Source organism: Bacillus sp. FSL K6-2944 (genome assembly GCF_038005385.1).
In the GTDB taxonomy this organism is placed as follows: domain Bacteria; phylum Bacillota; class Bacilli; order Bacillales; family Bacillaceae_G; genus Bacillus_A; species Bacillus_A cereus.
In genome coordinates this window covers 1,864,924-1,884,900 of sequence record NZ_JBBOTE010000001.1, presented here as the reverse complement: position 1 = coordinate 1,884,900, position 19,977 = coordinate 1,864,924, and the positions used below count along the sequence as shown (strand labels likewise).

The following is a 19,977-nucleotide window of genomic DNA, read 5'->3' as shown; positions in this document are numbered from 1 at the left end:
AATTTTATTAAATTAATTATAACATAGAAAAAGAATCAAGAATAGAAAAAAAGTACGCGTATTGAATACAAAATCTTGATTAATTCAAATTAAGTTCTATAATGATAAATATAAATACGCATTACGCGAACGATATATCGTTGTTTATTTTATGGAGGGGTTGTGTATGAAGAAAATTTTATTACTTGCAACTGGTGGGACAATTGCATCTGTGGAGGGGAATGAGGGGCTTGTTCCAGGATTGTCCGCTGAGGAATTATTGAATTATTTTTCTAAGTCTTCTCGAAACTTAGAAATAGATTGCAAAATCTTAATGAATATTGATAGTACCAATATGCAACCTGAGCACTGGAAAGAAATAGCTAATGCTGTTTTTAATCACTATGATGACTATGACGGGTTTGTGATTACACATGGAACGGATACGTTAGCTTATACATCTTCTGCGTTATCTTATATGCTGCAAGGTTTAAGAAAACCAGTTGTTTTAACAGGTTCACAAGTACCTATTAGTTTTAAAAAGACAGACGCAAAGAAAAATGTAGCTGATGCTCTTAGGTTTGCCGGTGAGGATGTTGGCGGTGTGTTTATTGTTTTTGATAGTAGGGTGATTATTGGGACGAGAGCAGTTAAAATGCGAACAAAAAGTTATGATGCATTTGAAAGTGTGAATTATCCATATGTTGCTGAGGTAAATGAAGATGAAGTGAAATATCATTGGAAGCCGACTTCCTCACATAGTGAACTTTCAATAAATACTAATTTATGTACGGATGTTTTTCTTATGAAATTGTATCCAGGTACAAAGCCTGAGGTATTTGATTGTTTAAAAGATTTGTATAAAGGGATTATTATTGAAAGTTTTGGAAACGGTGGATTACCTTTTGAAGGAAGGAACTTGCTTTCGAAAATTCAAGAGTTGACTGAAATGGGGATTGCTGTAGTGATTACTACTCAATGCCTGGAAGAAGGAGAAGACATACTTCTCTATGAAGTAGGACGGAAAGTGGCGCAACATCAAGTAATATTGTCTGGAGATATGAATACGGAAGCCATCATAGCAAAATTGATGTGGGCGCTTGGGAAAACTAATAAATTAGAAGAGATTAAAAAAATTATTGAAGAGCCTTTAGCCTACGATTTAACAATAAAATCTGATAAGGATTGGTAATGACTTCATATGATTTATTTAGGTTTTACATTTAATATGGGGGAGAAATTAAAATGGCAATGACAAACAAGAACGTGCGAGTGGAGAATGATTTTTTGGGAGGAAAGGAATTACCTATTGAGGCATATTACGGAATTCAGACTTTACGCGCTGTTGAAAATTTCCCGATTACAGGGTATAAAATTCATGAAAGTTTAATTAGAGCGATCGCAATTGTAAAAAAAGCAGCAGCGCTTGCGAATACAGATGTAGGAAGATTGGAATTGAACAAGGGCGGTGCGATCGCAGAGGCTGCTCAAGAAATTCTTGATGGAAAATGGCATGATCATTTCATCGTAGATCCAATCCAAGGCGGAGCGGGTACTTCAATGAACATGAATGCAAATGAAGTCATTGCCAATCGTGCTCTTGAATTATTAGGGATGGAAAAGGGAGACTATCATTATATTAGTCCAAACAGTCATGTAAACATGGCGCAATCAACAAACGATGCATTCCCAACGGCGATTCATATCGCAACATTAAATGCATTAGAAGGCTTATTACAAACGATGGGTTATATGCATGATGTATTTGAATTAAAAGCAGAACAGTTTGACCATGTGATTAAAATGGGTCGTACACATTTACAAGACGCTGTGCCAATTCGCCTTGGACAAGAATTTAAGGCGTACTCTCGTGTACTTGAACGTGATATGAAACGAATTCAGCAATCACGTCAACACTTATATGAAGTGAACATGGGAGCAACTGCAGTTGGTACAGGCTTAAATGCAGATCCAGAATATATTGAAGCAGTTGTAAAACATTTAGCTGCAATTAGTGAACTACCACTAGTTGGTGCAGAAGACTTAGTAGATGCAACGCAAAATACAGATGCATACACAGAAGTATCTGCAGCACTGAAAGTATGTATGATGAATATGTCTAAAATTGCGAATGACCTTCGCTTAATGGCATCAGGTCCACGTGTTGGTTTAGCAGAGATTATGTTACCAGCTCGTCAACCAGGTTCATCTATTATGCCAGGGAAAGTAAACCCTGTTATGCCAGAAGTTATTAATCAAATTGCGTTCCAAGTAATAGGTAATGATCATACAATTTGCCTTGCTTCAGAAGCAGGACAATTAGAATTAAACGTGATGGAACCAGTACTTGTTTTCAACTTACTGCAATCGATTAGCATTATGAATAACGGTTTCCGTGCCTTTACAGATAATTGCTTAAAAGGAATTGAAGCGAATGAAGATCGCTTAAAAGAGTATGTGGAGAAAAGTGTAGGAATTATTACAGCCGTGAACCCTCATATCGGTTATGAAGCAGCAGCTCGCGTTGCGAAAGAAGCAATTGCAACAGGCCAATCCGTTCGAGAACTTTGTGTGAAAAATGGTGTATTGTCACAAGAAGACTTAGAGTTAATTCTAGATCCATTCGAAATGACACATCCAGGGATTGCAGGAGCAACTCTTTTAAAGAAAAATTAAAAGAAGAGGGGGGACAAGTCCCTCCTCTTTGTTTACAATATAGGGATTTTATATGTGAATAGAGGTAGGGAGATTATAAGTAAGTAACAGTGGCGTTTAATAGTTCATAGAAACAAAATTAAGAGGAGCAGCAATATAATCAACATCACTTTTAAGTTAGTTAACATTGTTATCGTGTCCGCTATTTGGTTACTTAATACTTTAATTCATGTTTTTACCAATTATTTATTACCTCAAAATGCAAAGTTTTTGAAAATAACTATTTTAGATGTGAGATGAAAATAGGGGATAGATACTTAGCATTTAATAAAAAAAGATAAGATTACGAAATGTAATCTTATCTTTTCATTAAGAATAATGAATTGTAGCTTTAAGGCTTCAGAATGACTTTTATACAGTCGTCTTCACGATTATTAAAAATCTGATAACCATAACTCGCTTCTTCAAGGGGAATTTTGTGTGTAATAATCTCTTTTGGATCAAATTCTTTATTTGTTATTTTTTCAAATAGTTCCGGCATAAAATGAATGACAGGTGCTTGTCCCATTTTAAGATTAATATTTCTAACCCAAAATGCACCGAGTGGAAAGGCGTTATAATTGCCACCATAAACGCCGGTCATTTGAACCGTTCCATATTTTCTTACGGCTTTCGTAGCGATTTGAATAGGACCGAGAGTTCCACCTTGTAATTTTAATTTTTGTTCCAGAAATTCTAGAGGCGATTTTTTTCCATCCATCCCCACACAATCAATAACTACATCAGCACCGCCACGTGTAATTTCCTTTAAATGTTCTCCCATATCGGGGAATTTTGTAAACTCAAATACCTCAACATTGTTAATCTTTTTTGCATAATTCATCCGATAATCTAAGTAATCCACTGCAATTACACGTTTAGCACCTTGCATCCAAGCGAATTTTTGTGTCATTAATCCAACAGGTCCACAACCAAGGACGATAACAGTATCACCTGGCTTAACGCCTGCGTTTATTACACTCCAATAGGCTGTTGGTAAAACATCTGATAGAAATAGTAGGGATTCATCTTCAAGTTCGCATGATTCCGGTATAACAAATGGAGTGAAATTTCCAAAAGGAACTTTTAAATATTCTGCTTGTCCGCCCGGATGATTACCAAATTTCTCTGTATAACCAAAGTATCCACCAGAATCGTAATGAGGGTTTGAGTTATCACATTGACTTTCCATTTCATGTTGGCAATAGAAACAATGTCCACAAGAAACGTTGAATGGGATGACAACACGATCGCCTTTTTTCACTTTAGTGACATCTGGCCCGACTTCTTCAACGATTCCCATTGGTTCATGGCCGATAATGTATCCTTGAGGTAAGGGCATGTTGCCTTGATATAAATGTAAATCAGAACCGCAAATAGCGGTTGAAGTAATTTTTACAATAATATCATCTTTTTTCTCTAATTTTGCATCATCCACTTGTTTAACCTGTACTTGGTTTGGTCCTTGATAGGTTACAGCTTTCATCTCATATCTCCTTTTGGATTATGTCTCAAAACATAATTTTATTTAATCTCTTGGTGAAATAGAAATCTTTCTTTTGTTTACTGAAGGGAATTAGAAAGTATACATAGTGTTGTTATGAAAGTATGTTATATCAGTTATTCTTTCTTATATGTTTTGCCCTACTTTAAGAAAAAAATCAATTTTTATTCATAATCTAATTTCCATAAAAAGGATAATTATTATTTCATAATTTGTAGCATATTAAAAACATCGGAGGTGAAACAATATGGGAAAAAATAATAGTGGAAGTCGTAATGAAGTATTAGTTCGAGGCGCTGAACAAGCTCTTGATCAAATGAAATATGAAATTGCACAAGAGTTTGGTGTACAACTTGGTGCAGATACAACAGCTCGTTCAAACGGATCTGTTGGTGGTGAAATTACAAAACGTTTAGTAGCAATGGCAGAACAACAACTTGGTGGTAGAGCTAACCGCTAAGTAAATTGGCTTAAAATATAGCAAATATGTAAATCAATTTCTTTTGTGTATTCATAAAAATAAAAAACCTTATATTAAACAGATTCTCACTCAAAGATTATTGATAATCTTCTTTCATAATCTTTGAGTATTTAATTTGTAAACTACTTTCCTAAACAATAAACACGCAGTGTTGGAAAGGTGTTTTCCATGCATAGTAGAAAATCTTTTGCAGGAAAAAGCATACTTAAAAATTTGATTTCAATATTGAAATCAATATTTATTATGATATTTTCGAAAGGTAGGAATTTAAAAATGGGTATATTAAGTGGAAATCCTCAAAATGAACCTTTACATTACGGAGAAGTATTTCACATTTGGAGTTATCTTCTTGCTGCACAGGGTGCAATTGCAAGTCATCAAGTGTTTATGAATCACACAGGTGATGAAGATTTGAAGAAGTTTTTAGAAGGCTTAATTGAAAATGATATGAATTCGGAAATAGAAGAATTAAAAGCTCTTTTAAAGATTAATGGGGTCGCTTTACCGCCTGCTCCTCCAGAACGACCAGTTGCATCTATTGAAGACATTCCTCCGGGAGCGCGTATTAATGATGTTGAAATTGCTGCAGCTGTTTCTACAGGATTAGCAGCTGGACTTGTGACATGTAGTCAAGTAATGGGAAAATGCCTTCGAGAAGATGTAGGTATGTTATTCGGACAATTTCATATGAAAAAAGCGCAGGCAGGTGTAACTCTGCTACGTTTAAGTAAGAAAAAGGGATGGGTAGTTCCACCTCCATTACATGTAAGAAATTCTGACCAAGCGTAATAAACAAAAATAAAAAAGTGGCGTTGGCCACTTTTTTATTTTTTAGGTGTATCCTCAAGCTTGGACTTATTTATTGTGGAAGAATCCATATATTCATCTGATATCTCCATAGCGTATTTATCATGGGGAATATGATTATGTTCTCTTAATTTATTGTCATTACGCAGTACTAACTTCTGCATATAAATATGGAAGAAAACTTCTATTCCGCCAATAATTAAAGCAGCTAAAAATGAAGAAAATCCAATATTACGAGTAGCATCTAAATTAGTAAACAAGGATGTTAGTAACCAAGTTCCGAAAAAGCTTAAGCCGAAATCTGCCATTGTAGCAATCGCATTTCCGTATTTAGGTAAAATGAAGAGATCTCCGATTAAATAGGCAGTTCCCGTAAGGAAAAGAGAAATTAATAATACTTTAGGAATTGAAATGCCTTGAAAGATACTGAGCATGATTAGCAATACTGCAGTTATCGCTGTGTACTTAATTAATAAGGCAACAATATGTTTCATTATTTTCCTCCATTGTTTAAATGTATATGGAATACAATATTTCATTAAAAACGGATTATGCTTTTATATAGCGTAACCCGTTTTAATCACCCTTTAATGGTAAGAGGTACAACCTGGGTAAGAAGCAGGCTTATACTATGGATAGTATTTGCGGAATATCGAGCTTTATTCACAAAGGATAGTTCCATTCTTATAATAGAGAGGTTGCCTAAGTACAGTTTTTTTCATATTAAACTTAATATTTTTTGGTGTTTTGATTTTGTATCATATTCTGATTCGTTAATATAAAAATAAACAAAGTATTCCCGCGTTTAATGCATCTTTTTATCTATATATTTTCCGTAATCAGGTACAGCAATTTTATCAAATTCTTGAACGAGTGTTTTGAGGCTTGTTGATAGCAATTCACCCGACATCGGTATTCCATGTCCAGTAACAGCGGTTAGAGGCTTTAACTTCTCTAGCTTAAGAACTGACTCTTTAGCGGCTTTCCAGTCTGTTGTTAAATAACGAGGCGGACCGCTTATTTCCTGTTCTTGAGTTATGACTTTATATAGATACTCCTGTTTCACTGTAACAAAAGCGTCCCCAGCAATTAAAGTTCGGTCTTTTTCTCGGAATAATGAAATATGCCCTGGAGTATGTCCTGGTGTATGAATCCATCTAAACTCTGGCATATGGGGAACACTTCCATCGGTAGGTAGCGCTTTTACGTTATTTCCTAAGTCAATTGGTTCGTTTGGGAACAGAGGAGACATTTTCGCTACCATACCACCTTCAACTGTAGGGTCTGGTTCTGGATAGCTTTGTTGTCCAGTCAGGAACGGTAGCTCCATTTGATGTGCATAGACGGGAACATCCCAATACTTGATGAGTTCAATTATTCCCCCAACATGATCAAAATGGCCGTGAGTTAAAATAATTACTTTTGGGCGACTATTGGTACCAAATCGATCCTCAGCGATAGAGATAATTTCATTTGCACATTTAGGCATTCCAGCATCAACTAAAACAAAATCATTGGTCTTAGGATTTCCAACAAAGCATATATTGACGATTTGAATCGTGTAACAAAATAAATCAGGCAATACTTCGATGCCGTGACCACTTTCAATTGAAGTTGCTGGAATAAACTTGTAATCACTTCCATAATTCATTTCATTGTCCAATTTTTCTCCCCCTTAATATATTTTAATACGACATTATAGTTCCCTAATCTTGAAAATTCATTTTGGCGAATTTGAGAAAAGAATTAATGCGGGATTAAAAAACAATAATTTAGTCCTAGAATTAAGAGGGATTCATATCAATTTATATAAAGTGCAAACAAAAAATATTGCTTTTAAAGTCACAGATTCTACTATTCTTGAGGCGAATTTATGGCTTAATAAAAGATTTATAAAGATATTACAATATGGATTTATATAAAAAAGACATAACAAAGTTCGATAGAAATCCATTATGTCTAATGATTGCTTTTCATAATAAAAGAATGTTTAAGTTTGGTGATGTAATTGAAGTGAATTAGAGGGGAAATAGAAGTGATGATCTCTTCCTAACTTAATTATATCATGTAATTTACGTTCGAAATAGACTGTTTCTTCTCATTTACTACTGTTACAATCAAGAACACATGAATAGTAAGGAGAGGTGCCAAATGAGTTCTTTCGTTCTCGATTTTCAGGAAATAGAAAAAACGCAGCTTTTTCTCGTTGGTGGAAAAGGATTGAATTTAGGGGAGTTATCCAATATTCAAGGGATACAAGTGCCAGAAGGATTTTGTGTTACAACGGTAGGGTATGAACAGGCCATCGGAAAAAATGGAGCGTTTCAAACTTTATTGAATCAATTAGCAATGCTAAAAATTGAGGAACGAGATCGAATTGGCGAAATTAGTAAGCAGATTAGAGAAGTCATTATGGCGGTGGAAATTCCAGTTGATGTAGTGGAATCAGTAGCTCATTATCTCTCGCACTTTGGCGATGAACATGCATATGCAGTGCGTTCGAGTGCTACTGCTGAAGATTTACCGTATGCCTCGTTTGCTGGTCAACAAGATACGTATTTAAATGTTATTGGAAAAGAAAACATTTTGCAGCATATTAAAAAATGCTGGGCTTCTTTGTTTACAGATCGGGCGGTTATATACCGAATGCAAAACGGTTTTGATCATAATCAAGTTTCTATATGTGTTGTCATTCAAAAAATGGTTTTCCCTGAGGCTTCAGGGATTTTATTTACTGCGGATCCGATTACTTCGAATAGGAAGGTGTTGTCAATCGATGCCAGCTTTGGACTTGGCGAGGCGCTAGTATCTGGATTGGTTTCTGCCGATAATTATAAGGTAAAAGAAGACGAAATCGTCGAAAAGGTCATCGCAACGAAAAAATTAGCCATCTATGGACGAAAAGAAGGCGGAACAGAGAGAAAGAAAATTTCTCCTAATCAGCAAAAAGTTCAAACACTTACTGAACAACAAATTTTACAACTAGCACGCATCGGAAGACAAATCGAAGCTTATTTTGGTTGTCCGCAAGATATTGAATGGTGCTTAGTTGATGATACATTTTATATAGTCCAAAGTAGGCCGATTACGACTTTATATCCAATTCCAGAAGTAAATGATGGGGAAAATCACGTATATGTATCGGTCGGTCACCAGCAAATGATGACTGATCCTTTGAAGCCATTAGGAATGTCTTTATTTCAGTTAACATCTTTCGGACCAAGGTTTCAAGCTGGGGGAAGGTTGTTTGTTGATGTTGCACAAAGATTGGCTTCACCTGCAAGTAGGGAGTTTTTATTAAATACAATAGGTGAGTCGGAGCCGCTTATTAAAGATGCATTAATGACTGTAATAGAGCGAGATAATTTTATCAAATTGTTACCGGATGATGAAAAAGAAAATAGTAAGAGAATGCCGCCTGCAGGCTCACAACCACAAATCGAAAATGATCCAGCAATCGTTACGGATTTAATAAAGAATAGTGAAGCATCGATCGAAGAGTTAAAACAAAACATTCAAATGAAATCAGGATCAGATGTACTTAGTTTTATTTTAGAAGATATCCAGCAATTAAAGAAAATATTATTTGATCCGCAAAGTATGGCTGTAATTATGGCAGGTATGAATGCTTTATCATGGATCAATGAAAAAATAGAACAATGGCTAGGGGAAAAGAATGCAGCAGATGTACTTTCACAATCTGTACAACATAATATTACGTCAGAAATGGGGCTAGCGTTATTGGATGTGGCAGATGTGATCCGGCCGTATCCGGAAGTCATTGCGTATTTACAGCATGTAGAAGATGACAGATTTTTAGATGAATTAATTCAGTTTAAAGGCGGGGAAAAAGTTCGGGATGCAATCGATGCCTTTCTAAATAAATATGGAATGAGATGCAGCGGAGAAATTGACATTACGAAAACGCGCTGGAGTGAACAGCCAGCTACAATTATACCGATGATTTTAAATCATATAAGGGACTTTGAATATGGTGCTAGTAAGCGGAAGTTTGAAGAAGGGCTGCAGGAAGCTTTGAAAAAAGAAGCAGAGCTGTTAGAGCGATTGCAGCACTTGCCGGATGGGGAACAAAAAGTAGAAGAGACGAAGAGAATGATTTGTAACCTCCGCAATTTCATCGGTTATCGTGAATATCCGAAATACGGCATGATTCATCGTTATTTCATATATAAGCAGGCATTACTGAAAGAAGCAGAGAAACTTGTGCAAAATAATGTTCTGGATGAAATAGAAGATATATACTATCTAACTTTTGAAGAACTTCACGAAGTCGTCCGCACAAATAAACTAGATTACAAGATTATTCATAAACAAAAAAATGCGTACAAATTATATGAAAAACTAACACCTCCGCGTGTTATCACGTCTGATGGAGAAATCATTACAGGTAAGTACAAACGCGAAAATCTCCCGGCTGAAGCAATTGTAGGTTTGCCTGTTTCTTCTGGAGTGGTTGAGGGGAGAGCACGCGTTATTTTAAACATGGAAGACGCGAATTTGGAAGATGGAGATATATTAGTTACGGCATTTACCGATCCTGGGTGGACACCTTTGTTTGTTTCTATAAAAGGGTTAGTCACTGAAGTCGGCGGGCTTATGACGCACGGAGCAGTGATTGCACGTGAGTATGGCCTGCCAGCAGTTGTTGGAGTAGAGAACGCTACGAAACTAATAAAAGACGGGCAACGAATTCGGGTACATGGAACAGAAGGATATATTGAAGTGTTGTAGTTGTATTTTAGATAAATAAAGAAATCGTCCACTAAATATAGTGGACGATTTCTTTATGATTTTAATAGTTTTATCAACTTTCATCAATATTTTCTGAAATATTGATGAATCAGAATGTATGTTCATCTAAAACAAAGGATTTTTTCGAAAATATTACAAATTCAGACAATGCATTGATAATTTTCTGAATTTTCCGTAATATATAAACGTTGTATCTTATTTAATATTGGGGAGGAATAGGGATGAAGAAAAAACCTTTTAAAGTGCTGTCTACGCTTGCGGCGGCAGCTGTGCTTAGTTGCACATTTGGGTATGGGGGTCAATCTGTTTATGCGGCAACGCCGTCTAATGGAGGAACTTTAAGTCCCATTGATGAAAATTTAATTCAAGAGGAGCGTTTAGCAGATGCGCTCAAGAAACGCGGTGTAATTAATGAATCTACGTCGAAAGAAGACACATTAAAAGCTGTTGAAAAATACGTAGAGAAGAAAAAAGGAGAAAATGCGGGAAAAGAACCAGCAGCGGGGGATAGTGTTACGAGAGAAGCGGCTGACTTTTTGAAAAAAGTTAAAGATGCAAAAGCAGATGAGAAAGAAAAAGCAGATCAACCTGCTAGTGGTCCAGTAGCGGGACAAGAGCCGGTTAAAGGGGGATTAAACGGCCAAGTACCAACTACTTCAGCGAAGCAAAAACAATATAACGGTGATGTTCGTAAAGATAAAGTTCTCGTATTGCTAGTAGAGTTTGCGGACTTTAAGCATAACAATATTGATCAAGTACCAGGTTATATGTATTCAAATGATTTTAATCCAGAACATTATCAAAAAATGTTATTTGGTAATGAGCCATTTACACTCTTTGATGGTTCAAAAGTACCAACATTTAAACAATATTATGAAGAGCAATCTGGCGGTAGTTATACAGTAGATGGCACAGTAACAAAGTGGTTGACAGTTCCTGGTAATGCGGCAGATTATGGCGCAGATGCAGGAGATGGCGGTCATGATAATATGGGACCAAAAGGACCTCGTGATTTTGTAAAAGAGGCATTAAATGCGGCTGTAGAAAGTGGTATTGATTTATCTGAATTTGACGAATACGATCAATATGACAATAATGGTGATGGCAATAAAAATGAACCAGATGGTCTGATTGATCACTTAATGGTCATTCACGCTGGAGTTGGGCAAGATGGGGGCGGTGGTAGACTAGGTGATGATGCAATTTGGTCACATCGTTGGCACCTTGGAACACCATATCCAATTGAAGGAACAAAAGCAAAAGTTGATAACTGGGGCGGTAAGATGGCAGCATACGACTACACAATTGAGCCAGAAGACGGAGCGGTTGGTGTATTCGCACATGAATTTGGTCATGATTTAGGTCTTCCAGATGAGTATGATACGAAGTACACAGGAGCAGGTGAGCCAATTAACTCCTGGTCTGTTATGAGTGGCGGTAGCTGGGCTGGTAAAATTGCAGGAACAACGCCACCGAGTTTCTCTCCGCAAAACAAAGAGTTCTTTCAAAAGAACATAGGTGGAAACTGGGCCAATATTGTAGAGGTTGACTATAATAAATTAAATCGTGGTATTGGCTATGCGACGTATTTAGATCAAAGTGTAACGAAATCAAATCGTCCTGGTCTGATTCGTGTTAACTTACCAGATAAAGAGGTGAAAGGTATTCAGCCTGCATTCGGTAAGAAGTACTACTATAGTACAAAAGGTGATAACCTTCATACAACATTAGAAACGCCAGTGTTTGATTTAACAAATGCAACAAATGCGAGGTTTGATTATAAATCAATGTATGAAATTGAAACGGATTATGACTTCCTTGAAGTACATGCAGTGAAAGAAGATGGTACGAAAACGTTAGTGGATCGAATTGGTGAAAAAAATGTAAAAAATGGTCTAGACACAACAGATGGTAAATGGGTAGATAAGTCTTATGACTTAAGCAAATTCAAAGGTCAAAAAGTAAAATTAGTATTCGAATACATTACAGATGGTGGTTTAGCGCCGACCGGTTTTACTTTTGATAATGCTACATTAACTGTAGATGGAAATGTTGTGTTCTCTGATGATGCAGAAGGCGAAACGAAATTTAAATTAAATGGTTTTGTTGTAGCAGACGGTTTTGATAAGAAGAAGCATAACTACTATTTAGAGTGGAGAAACTATGCTGGTGCTGATCAAGCGTTAAAATATAGCAGTGGTGTACCATATAATACAGGTCTGCTAGTATGGTATGCAGACTCTAGCTTTACAGATAATTGGGTTGGTTTACATCCAGGTGAAGGTTTCTTAGGAGTTGTTGACTCTCACCCAGAGGCAATTGTTGGAACACTAAACGGCAAACCAACTGTTAAAAATAGTACACGATTCCAAATCGCAGATGCTGCGTTCTCCCTTAACCAAACGCCAGCATGGAAAGTGGTATCTCCAACACGCGGAACATATGATTACAAAGGATTACCAGGTGTAACGAAGTTTGATGACTCTAAATTGTATATAAATGATTTAATCCCAGATGCAGGACGTAAATTACCGAAATTTGGATTGAAATTTGAAGTAGTTGGACAAGCAGATGATAATTCTGCAGGTGCAGTTCGTTTATATCGTTAATAATGTAGAAGCTGTTGAAGGGGAGTCCTTTCAACAGCTTTTTTTACAGAAACATAAATTTCAAGTTATTAATAAAATAATAGAAATTACTAAGCAAGCGGGCTTATTTCTTTAAGCCAGCAGCATAAAAAGGTCCATGAACTGCGATTGTTGATAAAAAGCGAGCAATCTCCTCAGGTGTTTCTTTTTGTCCATTATTTAACCATTGTTGGATGACACCTATATGTGCAGATGCCATATAAGAAGTTAAATATTCGCTTGGAACAAGTAAATTCTCCTTATTAATGAGAGGACCATTCGTATCTTCAAATAATGTTTTCCACATAAAGTCTTTCAGTTTTGTTTGGAAAGATAAATCTCCTTTCGGACTTAGTACAGCTCTCATAAAATCACTATTTTCATTTAGAAATTCAAGAATAGAAGTGATAAGTATAAATGGCATTGTTGGAGAAGGATTTGATCCAAGGTCAGCAATAACTTCCGGGAATTTCTGTTTAGCAATGCTAGAAAACTCGTACATAATGTCTTCTTGGCATTTTGTCATTAAATCAAATTTATCTTGATAGTGCGCATAGAAAGTACCGCGATTAATGTTTGCTTTCGTTGTAATATCTTTCACTGTAATGGCGTCAAAACCTTTTTCTTCAATTAGCTCCACCAATGCATTTCGTATGGCAGTTTTCGTACGAACAACACGCAAATCTAAATTATTATCGCGCAAAGCATATCCCTCCTTAATTTTACTCAACACATTTGGAAAATGTGTCTTATAACCAACACATTCACGATTTTTGATTATTGTATAAGGTTCAACTCGAACATATAATTCAAAATATAAATAAACAACACGTTGTTGGTTATTATAGATCAAATTAAGGGAGGAGAAAAGAAAATGTTTAAAAATAAACTTTTATTTTTATCACCAGTTATTGCACTACTTGTTGTTTTTATTTTTTCATTAACGCTATTTCCAACTGTTCAACCGCAGCCGAAAAACTTGCCAATTGCAATTGTAAATGAGGATCAAGGTGTAGAAATTCCAAATCAACCGAAAATGAATATGGGGCAAACGATCGTTGATAACATGAAAAAAACAGCGAAATCAGAGGAAGAACCCGCAGTGAAGTGGGTAGAAGTAAAAAATAAAGAAGCCGTTCAAAAGGGATTAAACAATAAAGAGTATTACGCGGCATTAGTCATCCCGAAAGAATTTAGCGCAAAACAAGCGTCGTTACGAACACCACAGCCATCTTCACCTGAGATAGAAATATATATTAATCAAGGAATGAATACGGCTGCATCAACTATGGCAGGGCAAATATTACAGGCGATTGTTGATAATATGAACAATACTGTTCGTACACAAATATTAGAAGGATTGAAAGCAAAAGGAGCTACTGTAACAACAAATCAAGCTGAGAAATTAGTAACACCTATTGTAAAGAACGTGAAAAATGTGAATGGGGTCGGCAAAAATAGTGCGAACGGTAACTCACCAATATCATTATTCCAGCCGTTATGGATTGCAAGTTTAGCTAGTGCAGCGATTATTTTTATTGCGATTAGTAAAATGCCAGTAAGCTCAAGAAAAGAAAACTTTCTGTTAAAAGTAAAACAAATCGTAACAGGAGCTATTGCGACACTTGTAATTGGGTTTGGTCTTACATGGATTGCAGATGGGATGGTAGGGTTAAATATTTCGAACTTCACGGATACAGCTCTATTCTTATCCATTACTTCTTTTAGTTTCTTCTTAATGATATCTGCAGTACTATCATTAGTTGGGCTAAAAGGAATCGGTTTATTCGCTTTATTACTATTCTTCGGGGCACCGTTATTATCATTAGCACCTGAGATGTTGTCTCCGTTTTATCAAGACTGGGTTTACTCATGGTTACCAATGAAATTTATGATTGAAGGCCTAAGAGAAATCTTCTTCTTCGGAAAAGGGTTAAGCTGGAATACACCTGTTACTGTACTCGTTTGGATTGGTATAGTAAGTATGGTTACTATATTAGCAACTGCACTCAAACGTAGTGTAGTAAAAGGGCATAAAACAGAATTGAACGCTTAAAAACAAGCCGTTTCACTAATTAGTGAAACGGCTTGTTTGTGATTTTTTCTCAATGTAAATGCTTGATTGTTGAAAAGTGTAGTGTTTAGAATTAAGGCGAAATCTTTAAAGATCGCGTACGTTCCAAACAATCTCACCACGTTCATCATCCCACGTACTGTGATGCCGCTTAAATCCTATCTTTTCTAGTACCCGGAGGGAAGCGATATTCCAAGCACCTACAGTCGACCAAAGTCTTTGGCGCCCAGTAGCAATCGCCGCGTCCAGTACAACAGATGCGGCCTCAGTCGCATAACCTTTACCATGAGCGCTGCGGAACAACTCGTATGCAATCTCCGGCTCTTCAAGTGTGGAACGACCGATAATTAAGCCACAGTACCCAATGAAATCGCCTTCGTCTCTCCTTCGAATAGTGAGAAGGGAAATACCATTTTCGTCTGCCTTCTTGCGCATCTCAATAAGCCGGTTACGAACGGAATCAACGGCTGGAATGTCCACGCCACGTTCGCCAATTAATTTGCTCAGCCAAACGGAATCGGATTCCTCCCACATACTAAGCTCAAGTCTTTCGGTTTTCAGCTGGAAGGCCATAGTTTTAAATAAAGATGGCATAGTGGTACCTCCTAGTTATATGACTGGATTCATAATAGCTTCGCATCTCAACACCACATCTGGTTGGAAACCTGATTCATTCGCGAATTTATAGCAACAGCGTACAAAAAAATAGTGATATTTTATCCGCTATTTGCCGTGTAGTAAAATCCCCACTGATTATAGTTTCACTTTATGAATAAGCAATTCCTTTACAAAATAGACCCTTTTCTCAAACTTTTCTTTCAATCTAAAGCCGTCCCGTTATATACACAGGCTCCTACTATTTCTAAATGCATAAAATGTTAAGCGAAAGTATGGGGGGATATGATGTATAATTCGAATTATTATGATTGGTATAGGCAGAATGATAAGTTAATTAGTGATATTGAAAAAGCTATAAATGGAGAGTATAGCGCTATAAGCTGCTATGCAAAATTAGCGAATATGGCTCCAAATCAAGTAGAACAAAAACAAATTCTTGAAATTCGTAATGATGAAATAAAGCATTTCCACAACTTTGTACAAATTTATACGAACTTAACTGGTAGGCAGCCAAAACCACAAATTACTGAAGACTGCCCAAATACGTATTTACAAGGATTAGAGTTCGCTATACAAGATGAACAAAAAACAGTAGATTTTTATTTGGAAATTTCAGATGAGACATCGGATGTACATTTGAAAGAGTTGTTACGGAGAATAGCTGCGGATGAACAAAATCATGCAGTATGGTTTTTATATTACTTTGTAAAGTCGAAGTGAGCATTAAGAATGAACGAATGATGTGGTGCATATATTAAAAAATATTTTAAAACGTAGTCCAACAATTGAATGAAATATTTAAATGTAAGCAGAAGGAAACCGTTTCGCTAGTCGTGGAGCGGTTTTTTTTATGATGTACTTATGTATCGACAAAATATAGTAATTACATTTCATATATAATGTATGAAACGAAAATGAATAAGTTAGGAGCAAGTATATGAAAAGAGGGATTACAGTAGATATTCTAGATGGATATGATAATTTACTTTGGAAAGTATTAAAGCCAATTGATATTACTGTATTTGATTGGCAAGTCATGGGAAGGGAGGAAGCTTATATAATAATAGGGAATGAATTAGGTCCAGAATTATTTTCAGAAGATAACGAGATCATGGAGGGATCAGAATTAAAAAAGCTAATAAAAGATAACATATATTATCTTTTATTTTTAGATCTAAAAGCATGTCCAAAAGGAGAGGTAATAGGAGAAATTGCAACATTTGAAGAATTTAAGGAGAGTAAGTGTGAAGTAGTCGTATTAGTAGCGGATGGCGAGTATATACAAATTTATGCGAAAAACCAAGAAGAGATTGAAATGATGTATGAAAACGCAGTGAATCAAGGATTTTATGTAGAATATATTACAGATGAAAATGATGGAAGGACTCGTTTGTCAGTATGGTAGCAATTTGAAAGGGGAAAGGCAATATGGAGAGAAATATAAGTAAAGAATATGCAATTCGAATTGCTACTGAAAATGAAAGTGATAGTATTATCCTTTTATTAAAAGAGGTAGCACAATGGCTACAATATAAAGAAGTGGATCAGTGGCAGTATCTTTTAGGAGAGGAAGCTACGGCTGAAATACTAGAATGTATAAGAGAGAAATATACATATGTTGTTCTGAAAGAAGCTGAAATAGTTGGTACGGTTACAGTTTCTCCTAAACAAAATGAATGGGATGAACATATTTTTGGTAAAGAGGAAGTTTCTAATTCATTATATATTCATAGATTTGCGGTGAAACGGAAGTATAAGGAAAATGGAATAGGAGAATGGATTTTACGGTGGGTAGAAGAGAATGTGCAATGTGATAAAGAGTATTTGAAGTTAGATTGCGTGGGGCATAATCGTACGTTGAATGATTTTTATAAGAAAAATAGTTTTGAATATGTTGGAAGTACGGATGGGCTTAGTAAGTTTCAAAAGAAAAGGAGAATGTGAATGCATCCAATTAACGTAAGTTTAGTTGAAAAGTTAATACAGGAACAGTTTCCTGAATGGGCCCATTTAGAAGTGAAACCTGTAAAGTTTAGTGGGCATGATAATAGGACGTTTCACTTAGGGGATGAGATGAGTGTAAGATTGCCAAGTGATGTGGCATATGCACCGCAAGTAGAGAAAGAAAATAGTTGGCTTCCTATATTAAATAAGGGGCTTTCTTTACCGATTTCTACCCCACTTGCGAAAGGAAATCCGTCTGAAGCGTATCCATTGCCTTGGTCTATTAATAAGTGGATAGAGGGAGAAACAGTTACGAAACAAAACGTTCGGGATTTAAATGAATTTGCGGCGGACTTAGGATCTTTTTTAGTAGAATTGCAATCTATTAATGCGAGTAACGGACCTTTAGCTGGAACACATAATTTTTACCGAGGCGGACTTATATCTGTATATGATGAAGAGGCGAGAGTTGCTATTGAAAATAATAAGGATGTTTTTGACGAGGCATTATTAAAACACCTTTGGAATGTAGCACTTAGTTCAACATGGGATCGTAAGCCAGTTTGGGTTCATGGAGATGTAGCGCCAGGGAATTTACTCGTTAAAGATGGAAAGCTTTGTGCTGTAATTGATTTTGGTATTTTAGGTGTAGGAGATCCTGCTTGTGATGCAGCGATGGCGTGGACGTTTTTTGATGAAAATAGTAGAAATGTATTTAAAGAAGTATTACGCATGGATGAAGAAACGTGGAATAGAGCGAGAGGATGGGCACTTTGGAAGGCGTTAATTACATATGATGCGAATAGGGAGAGTAATGAAAAAGTAGCAGAAGAGTCGTATCGTTTCATTCAAGTGATTGTGGATGATTATGAGAGGTAATAGAAAAGCCTATTTTAAAATAGGCTTTTTCATATGATTAAATAGTAGAAATGGAAAGAAGGAATATAATATAATTGTACGGAATATTTAGATAACGGGAGGTGTCGAATTTTGAGTGAAATTGAATTAAAGAGTAATGTAATTAAGACAGGGCGAGAGAAGGGGATTATTCTTCGGTTTATACTTGCTAGTCTCGTTGGGGTGTTTATGTTTTTCGTTCCTGTTACGATAAACGGTGCATCGTCTATTATGATTGATCATATCGTATCGTGGATTAGGGCTTCGGTTCCTGGCGTAGTACCTTATTATGCATTATTTGTTATGGCGATTGGTGCGATTTATCCATTTTATACGAAGAAATGGAATGCATCTATTGTAGACATTTGTTTTTCTATTTTAAAAGTAGTTGGCGTTGTTTTTGGCATATTATATTGTTTAAAAGTAGGACCAGCTTGGTTCTTTGCGCCAGATATTGGGCCGTTTTTGTATGAGAAGCTAGTCATATCAGTAAGTTTGCTCGTTCCAATTGGCTCGGCGTTTTTAGCGTTATTAGTCGGATATGGATTGCTTGAATTTATCGGTACATTTTGTCGTCCGATTATGAGGCCATTATGGAATACGCCGGGGAGATCGGCGATTGATGCAGTTGCGTCCTTCGTTGGAAGTTATTCGCTTGCCCTTCTTATTACGAACCGCGTGTATAAAGAAGGAAAGTATACGACAAAAGAAGCGGCGATTATCGCTACAGGATTTTCTACAGTATCCGCTACATTTATGATCATCATCGCAAAAACATTAGATATTATGCATTTATGGAATGTTTATTTTTGGACTACACTTGTTGTAACATTCATCGTGACTGCTATCACCGTAAGAATCCCGCCCCTTAGTAGAAAACCAGATACATATGTAACAGAAGAAGGGTTCCCAGAGCCTGTTTATAAAGAGAAAATGTTGGAACGTGCTTGGGAAGATGCGTTAGAAGTATCAAAGTCTGCACCGAGCATTATGAAAAATATTGCAGTGAATTTAAAAGACGGATTTATTATGACAATGGGAATTTTACCATCCATTATGTCAGTAGGATTAATTGGTATCGTCTTAGCGAAGTTCACGCCAATATTTGATTGGATCAGTTATATTTTCTATCCGTTTACATGGCTATTACAATTACCGGAAGCAGACTTAGCTGCTAAAGCGGCATCCGTTGGTATTGCAGAAATGTTTTTACCGTCATTATTAGTTGTAAGTGCGCCACTTGTGACAAAGTTTGTCATTGCAGTTGTTTCCGTATCATCTATACTGTTTTTCTCCGCTTCAATTCCTTGTATATTATCAACAGATATTCCGTTAAAAGTATCTGAACTTATTATTCTGTATGTGCAGAGAACGATTTTAACGTTGCTTATTATTACGCCGATTGCTTATTTGTTGCTTTGAAGTTTTAATGAGATAAAGTTAAACAAAAGAAGCCGTCTGTAAAAAGAGGGCTTCTTTTGTTTAAAAGCGGGATATTCTTATTTATTTTTCGTATATGACGTAACGCTTCTTAAGAAGATTCCTAGTCCCGCAAAAAAGAATCCTAAGCATAATAAGC

General features: G+C 36.2%; 17 protein-coding genes. 12 read left to right on the top strand and 5 right to left on the bottom strand.

From position 1 onward, the window contains the following. The first annotated feature begins 166 nt into the window (after positions 1-166). On the top strand, positions 167-1,171 hold the full coding sequence (gene ansA / locus MHH55_RS09585) for an asparaginase (protein WP_078186775.1): 1,005 nt from the start codon (positions 167-169) through the stop codon (positions 1,169-1,171). 53 nt (positions 1,172-1,224) lie between these two features. Beyond that, positions 1,225-2,655, top strand: a complete 1,431-nt coding sequence (gene aspA / locus MHH55_RS09580) for an aspartate ammonia-lyase (protein WP_078186776.1) — start codon at positions 1,225-1,227, stop codon at positions 2,653-2,655. Positions 2,656-3,025: 370 nt separating this feature from the next. Here aspA and MHH55_RS09575 read toward each other — a convergent pair whose 3' ends face one another. After that, a complete protein-coding gene (locus tag MHH55_RS09575) occupies positions 3,026-4,159 on the bottom strand; it encodes a zinc-dependent alcohol dehydrogenase (RefSeq protein WP_000649086.1) in 1,134 nt (377 codons plus the stop codon). A 265-nt stretch (positions 4,160-4,424) separates the two neighbouring features. Between MHH55_RS09575 and sasP the strand changes: the two genes are divergently transcribed. Together sasP and MHH55_RS09565 are read left to right on the top strand one after the other, a co-directional pair. Beyond that, positions 4,425-4,637 (top strand): small acid-soluble spore protein, SasP family, encoded by a 213-nt coding sequence (gene sasP, locus MHH55_RS09570; protein ID WP_000517671.1) that lies wholly within the window; start codon positions 4,425-4,427, stop codon positions 4,635-4,637. A 294-nt stretch (positions 4,638-4,931) separates the two neighbouring features. After that, entirely contained in the window at positions 4,932-5,447 is a 516-nt protein-coding gene (locus tag MHH55_RS09565; protein ID WP_078186777.1) for a DUF3231 family protein, read from the top strand. A 35-nt stretch (positions 5,448-5,482) separates the two neighbouring features. Here MHH55_RS09565 and MHH55_RS09560 read toward each other — a convergent pair whose 3' ends face one another. Next, complete coding sequence (locus MHH55_RS09560) at positions 5,483-5,959, bottom strand: YndM family protein (protein ID WP_000680665.1); 477 nt, start codon at positions 5,957-5,959, stop codon at positions 5,483-5,485. A gap of 311 nt (positions 5,960-6,270) precedes the next feature. Continuing rightward, complete coding sequence (locus MHH55_RS09555; protein WP_063245350.1) at positions 6,271-7,128, bottom strand: MBL fold metallo-hydrolase; 858 nt, start codon at positions 7,126-7,128, stop codon at positions 6,271-6,273. A gap of 488 nt (positions 7,129-7,616) precedes the next feature. On the opposite strand from MHH55_RS09555, the gene ppsA reads away from it, so the two are divergent. Together ppsA and MHH55_RS09545 are read left to right on the top strand one after the other, a co-directional pair. Beyond that, positions 7,617-10,217, top strand: a complete 2,601-nt coding sequence (gene ppsA / locus MHH55_RS09550) for a phosphoenolpyruvate synthase (RefSeq protein ID WP_000094183.1) — start codon at positions 7,617-7,619, stop codon at positions 10,215-10,217. Positions 10,218-10,459: 242 nt separating this feature from the next. Beyond that, positions 10,460-12,847 (top strand): immune inhibitor A domain-containing protein, encoded by a 2,388-nt coding sequence (locus MHH55_RS09545; protein ID WP_000728991.1) that lies wholly within the window; start codon positions 10,460-10,462, stop codon positions 12,845-12,847. Between the two features lie 103 nt (positions 12,848-12,950). Here MHH55_RS09545 and MHH55_RS09540 read toward each other — a convergent pair whose 3' ends face one another. Further along, on the bottom strand, positions 12,951-13,568 hold the full coding sequence (locus MHH55_RS09540) for a TetR/AcrR family transcriptional regulator (protein ID WP_001205505.1): 618 nt from the start codon (positions 13,566-13,568) through the stop codon (positions 12,951-12,953). 171 nt (positions 13,569-13,739) lie between these two features. Between MHH55_RS09540 and MHH55_RS09535 the strand changes: the two genes are divergently transcribed. Further along, positions 13,740-14,921, top strand: a complete 1,182-nt coding sequence (locus MHH55_RS09535; protein ID WP_033695839.1) for a YhgE/Pip domain-containing protein — start codon at positions 13,740-13,742, stop codon at positions 14,919-14,921. A gap of 105 nt (positions 14,922-15,026) precedes the next feature. On the opposite strand, the gene MHH55_RS09530 is transcribed toward MHH55_RS09535, so the two are convergent. Further along, positions 15,027-15,533, bottom strand: a complete 507-nt coding sequence (locus MHH55_RS09530; protein ID WP_001139523.1) for a GNAT family N-acetyltransferase — start codon at positions 15,531-15,533, stop codon at positions 15,027-15,029. A 309-nt stretch (positions 15,534-15,842) separates the two neighbouring features. On the opposite strand from MHH55_RS09530, the gene MHH55_RS09525 reads away from it, so the two are divergent. The 5 genes from MHH55_RS09525 to MHH55_RS09505 all read left to right on the top strand — a co-directional run bounded on the left by MHH55_RS09525 (position 15,843) and on the right by MHH55_RS09505 (position 19,820). Further along, complete coding sequence (locus MHH55_RS09525) at positions 15,843-16,277, top strand: ferritin-like domain-containing protein (protein ID WP_000282831.1); 435 nt, start codon at positions 15,843-15,845, stop codon at positions 16,275-16,277. Between the two features lie 217 nt (positions 16,278-16,494). Then, positions 16,495-16,962: a DUF2691 family protein gene (locus MHH55_RS09520; RefSeq protein WP_033695840.1), complete on the top strand. Its 468-nt coding sequence runs from the start codon at positions 16,495-16,497 to the stop codon at positions 16,960-16,962. Positions 16,963-16,985: 23 nt separating this feature from the next. Further along, a complete protein-coding gene (locus MHH55_RS09515; RefSeq protein WP_033695841.1) occupies positions 16,986-17,501 on the top strand; it encodes a GNAT family N-acetyltransferase in 516 nt (171 codons plus the stop codon). Beyond that, on the top strand, positions 17,502-18,380 hold the full coding sequence (locus MHH55_RS09510) for an aminoglycoside phosphotransferase family protein (protein ID WP_033695842.1): 879 nt from the start codon (positions 17,502-17,504) through the stop codon (positions 18,378-18,380). A gap of 111 nt (positions 18,381-18,491) precedes the next feature. Beyond that, positions 18,492-19,820: a YjiH family protein gene (locus MHH55_RS09505; protein ID WP_001289416.1), complete on the top strand. Its 1,329-nt coding sequence runs from the start codon at positions 18,492-18,494 to the stop codon at positions 19,818-19,820. Positions 19,821-19,977: the final 157 nt, after the last annotated feature.

Excerpts from the sequence above, each read along its gene's own strand:
- ansA (WP_078186775.1), top strand. The coding sequence starts at position 167 with ATGAAGAAAATTTTATTACTTGCAACTGGTGGGACAATTGCATCTGTG.
- aspA (WP_078186776.1), top strand. The coding sequence starts at position 1,225 with ATGGCAATGACAAACAAGAACGTGCGAGTGGAGAATGATTTTTTGGGA.
- MHH55_RS09575 (WP_000649086.1), bottom strand. The coding sequence starts at position 4,159 with ATGAAAGCTGTAACCTATCAAGGACCAAACCAAGTACAGGTTAAACAA.
- sasP (WP_000517671.1), top strand. The coding sequence starts at position 4,425 with ATGGGAAAAAATAATAGTGGAAGTCGTAATGAAGTATTAGTTCGAGGC.
- MHH55_RS09565 (WP_078186777.1), top strand. The coding sequence starts at position 4,932 with ATGGGTATATTAAGTGGAAATCCTCAAAATGAACCTTTACATTACGGA.
- MHH55_RS09560 (WP_000680665.1), bottom strand. The coding sequence starts at position 5,959 with ATGAAACATATTGTTGCCTTATTAATTAAGTACACAGCGATAACTGCA.
- ppsA (WP_000094183.1), top strand. The coding sequence starts at position 7,617 with ATGAGTTCTTTCGTTCTCGATTTTCAGGAAATAGAAAAAACGCAGCTT.
- MHH55_RS09545 (WP_000728991.1), top strand. The coding sequence starts at position 10,460 with ATGAAGAAAAAACCTTTTAAAGTGCTGTCTACGCTTGCGGCGGCAGCT.
- MHH55_RS09535 (WP_033695839.1), top strand. The coding sequence starts at position 13,740 with ATGTTTAAAAATAAACTTTTATTTTTATCACCAGTTATTGCACTACTT.
- MHH55_RS09530 (WP_001139523.1), bottom strand. The coding sequence starts at position 15,533 with ATGCCATCTTTATTTAAAACTATGGCCTTCCAGCTGAAAACCGAAAGA.
- MHH55_RS09525 (WP_000282831.1), top strand. The coding sequence starts at position 15,843 with ATGTATAATTCGAATTATTATGATTGGTATAGGCAGAATGATAAGTTA.
- MHH55_RS09520 (WP_033695840.1), top strand. The coding sequence starts at position 16,495 with ATGAAAAGAGGGATTACAGTAGATATTCTAGATGGATATGATAATTTA.
- MHH55_RS09515 (WP_033695841.1), top strand. The coding sequence starts at position 16,986 with ATGGAGAGAAATATAAGTAAAGAATATGCAATTCGAATTGCTACTGAA.
- MHH55_RS09510 (WP_033695842.1), top strand. The coding sequence starts at position 17,502 with ATGCATCCAATTAACGTAAGTTTAGTTGAAAAGTTAATACAGGAACAG.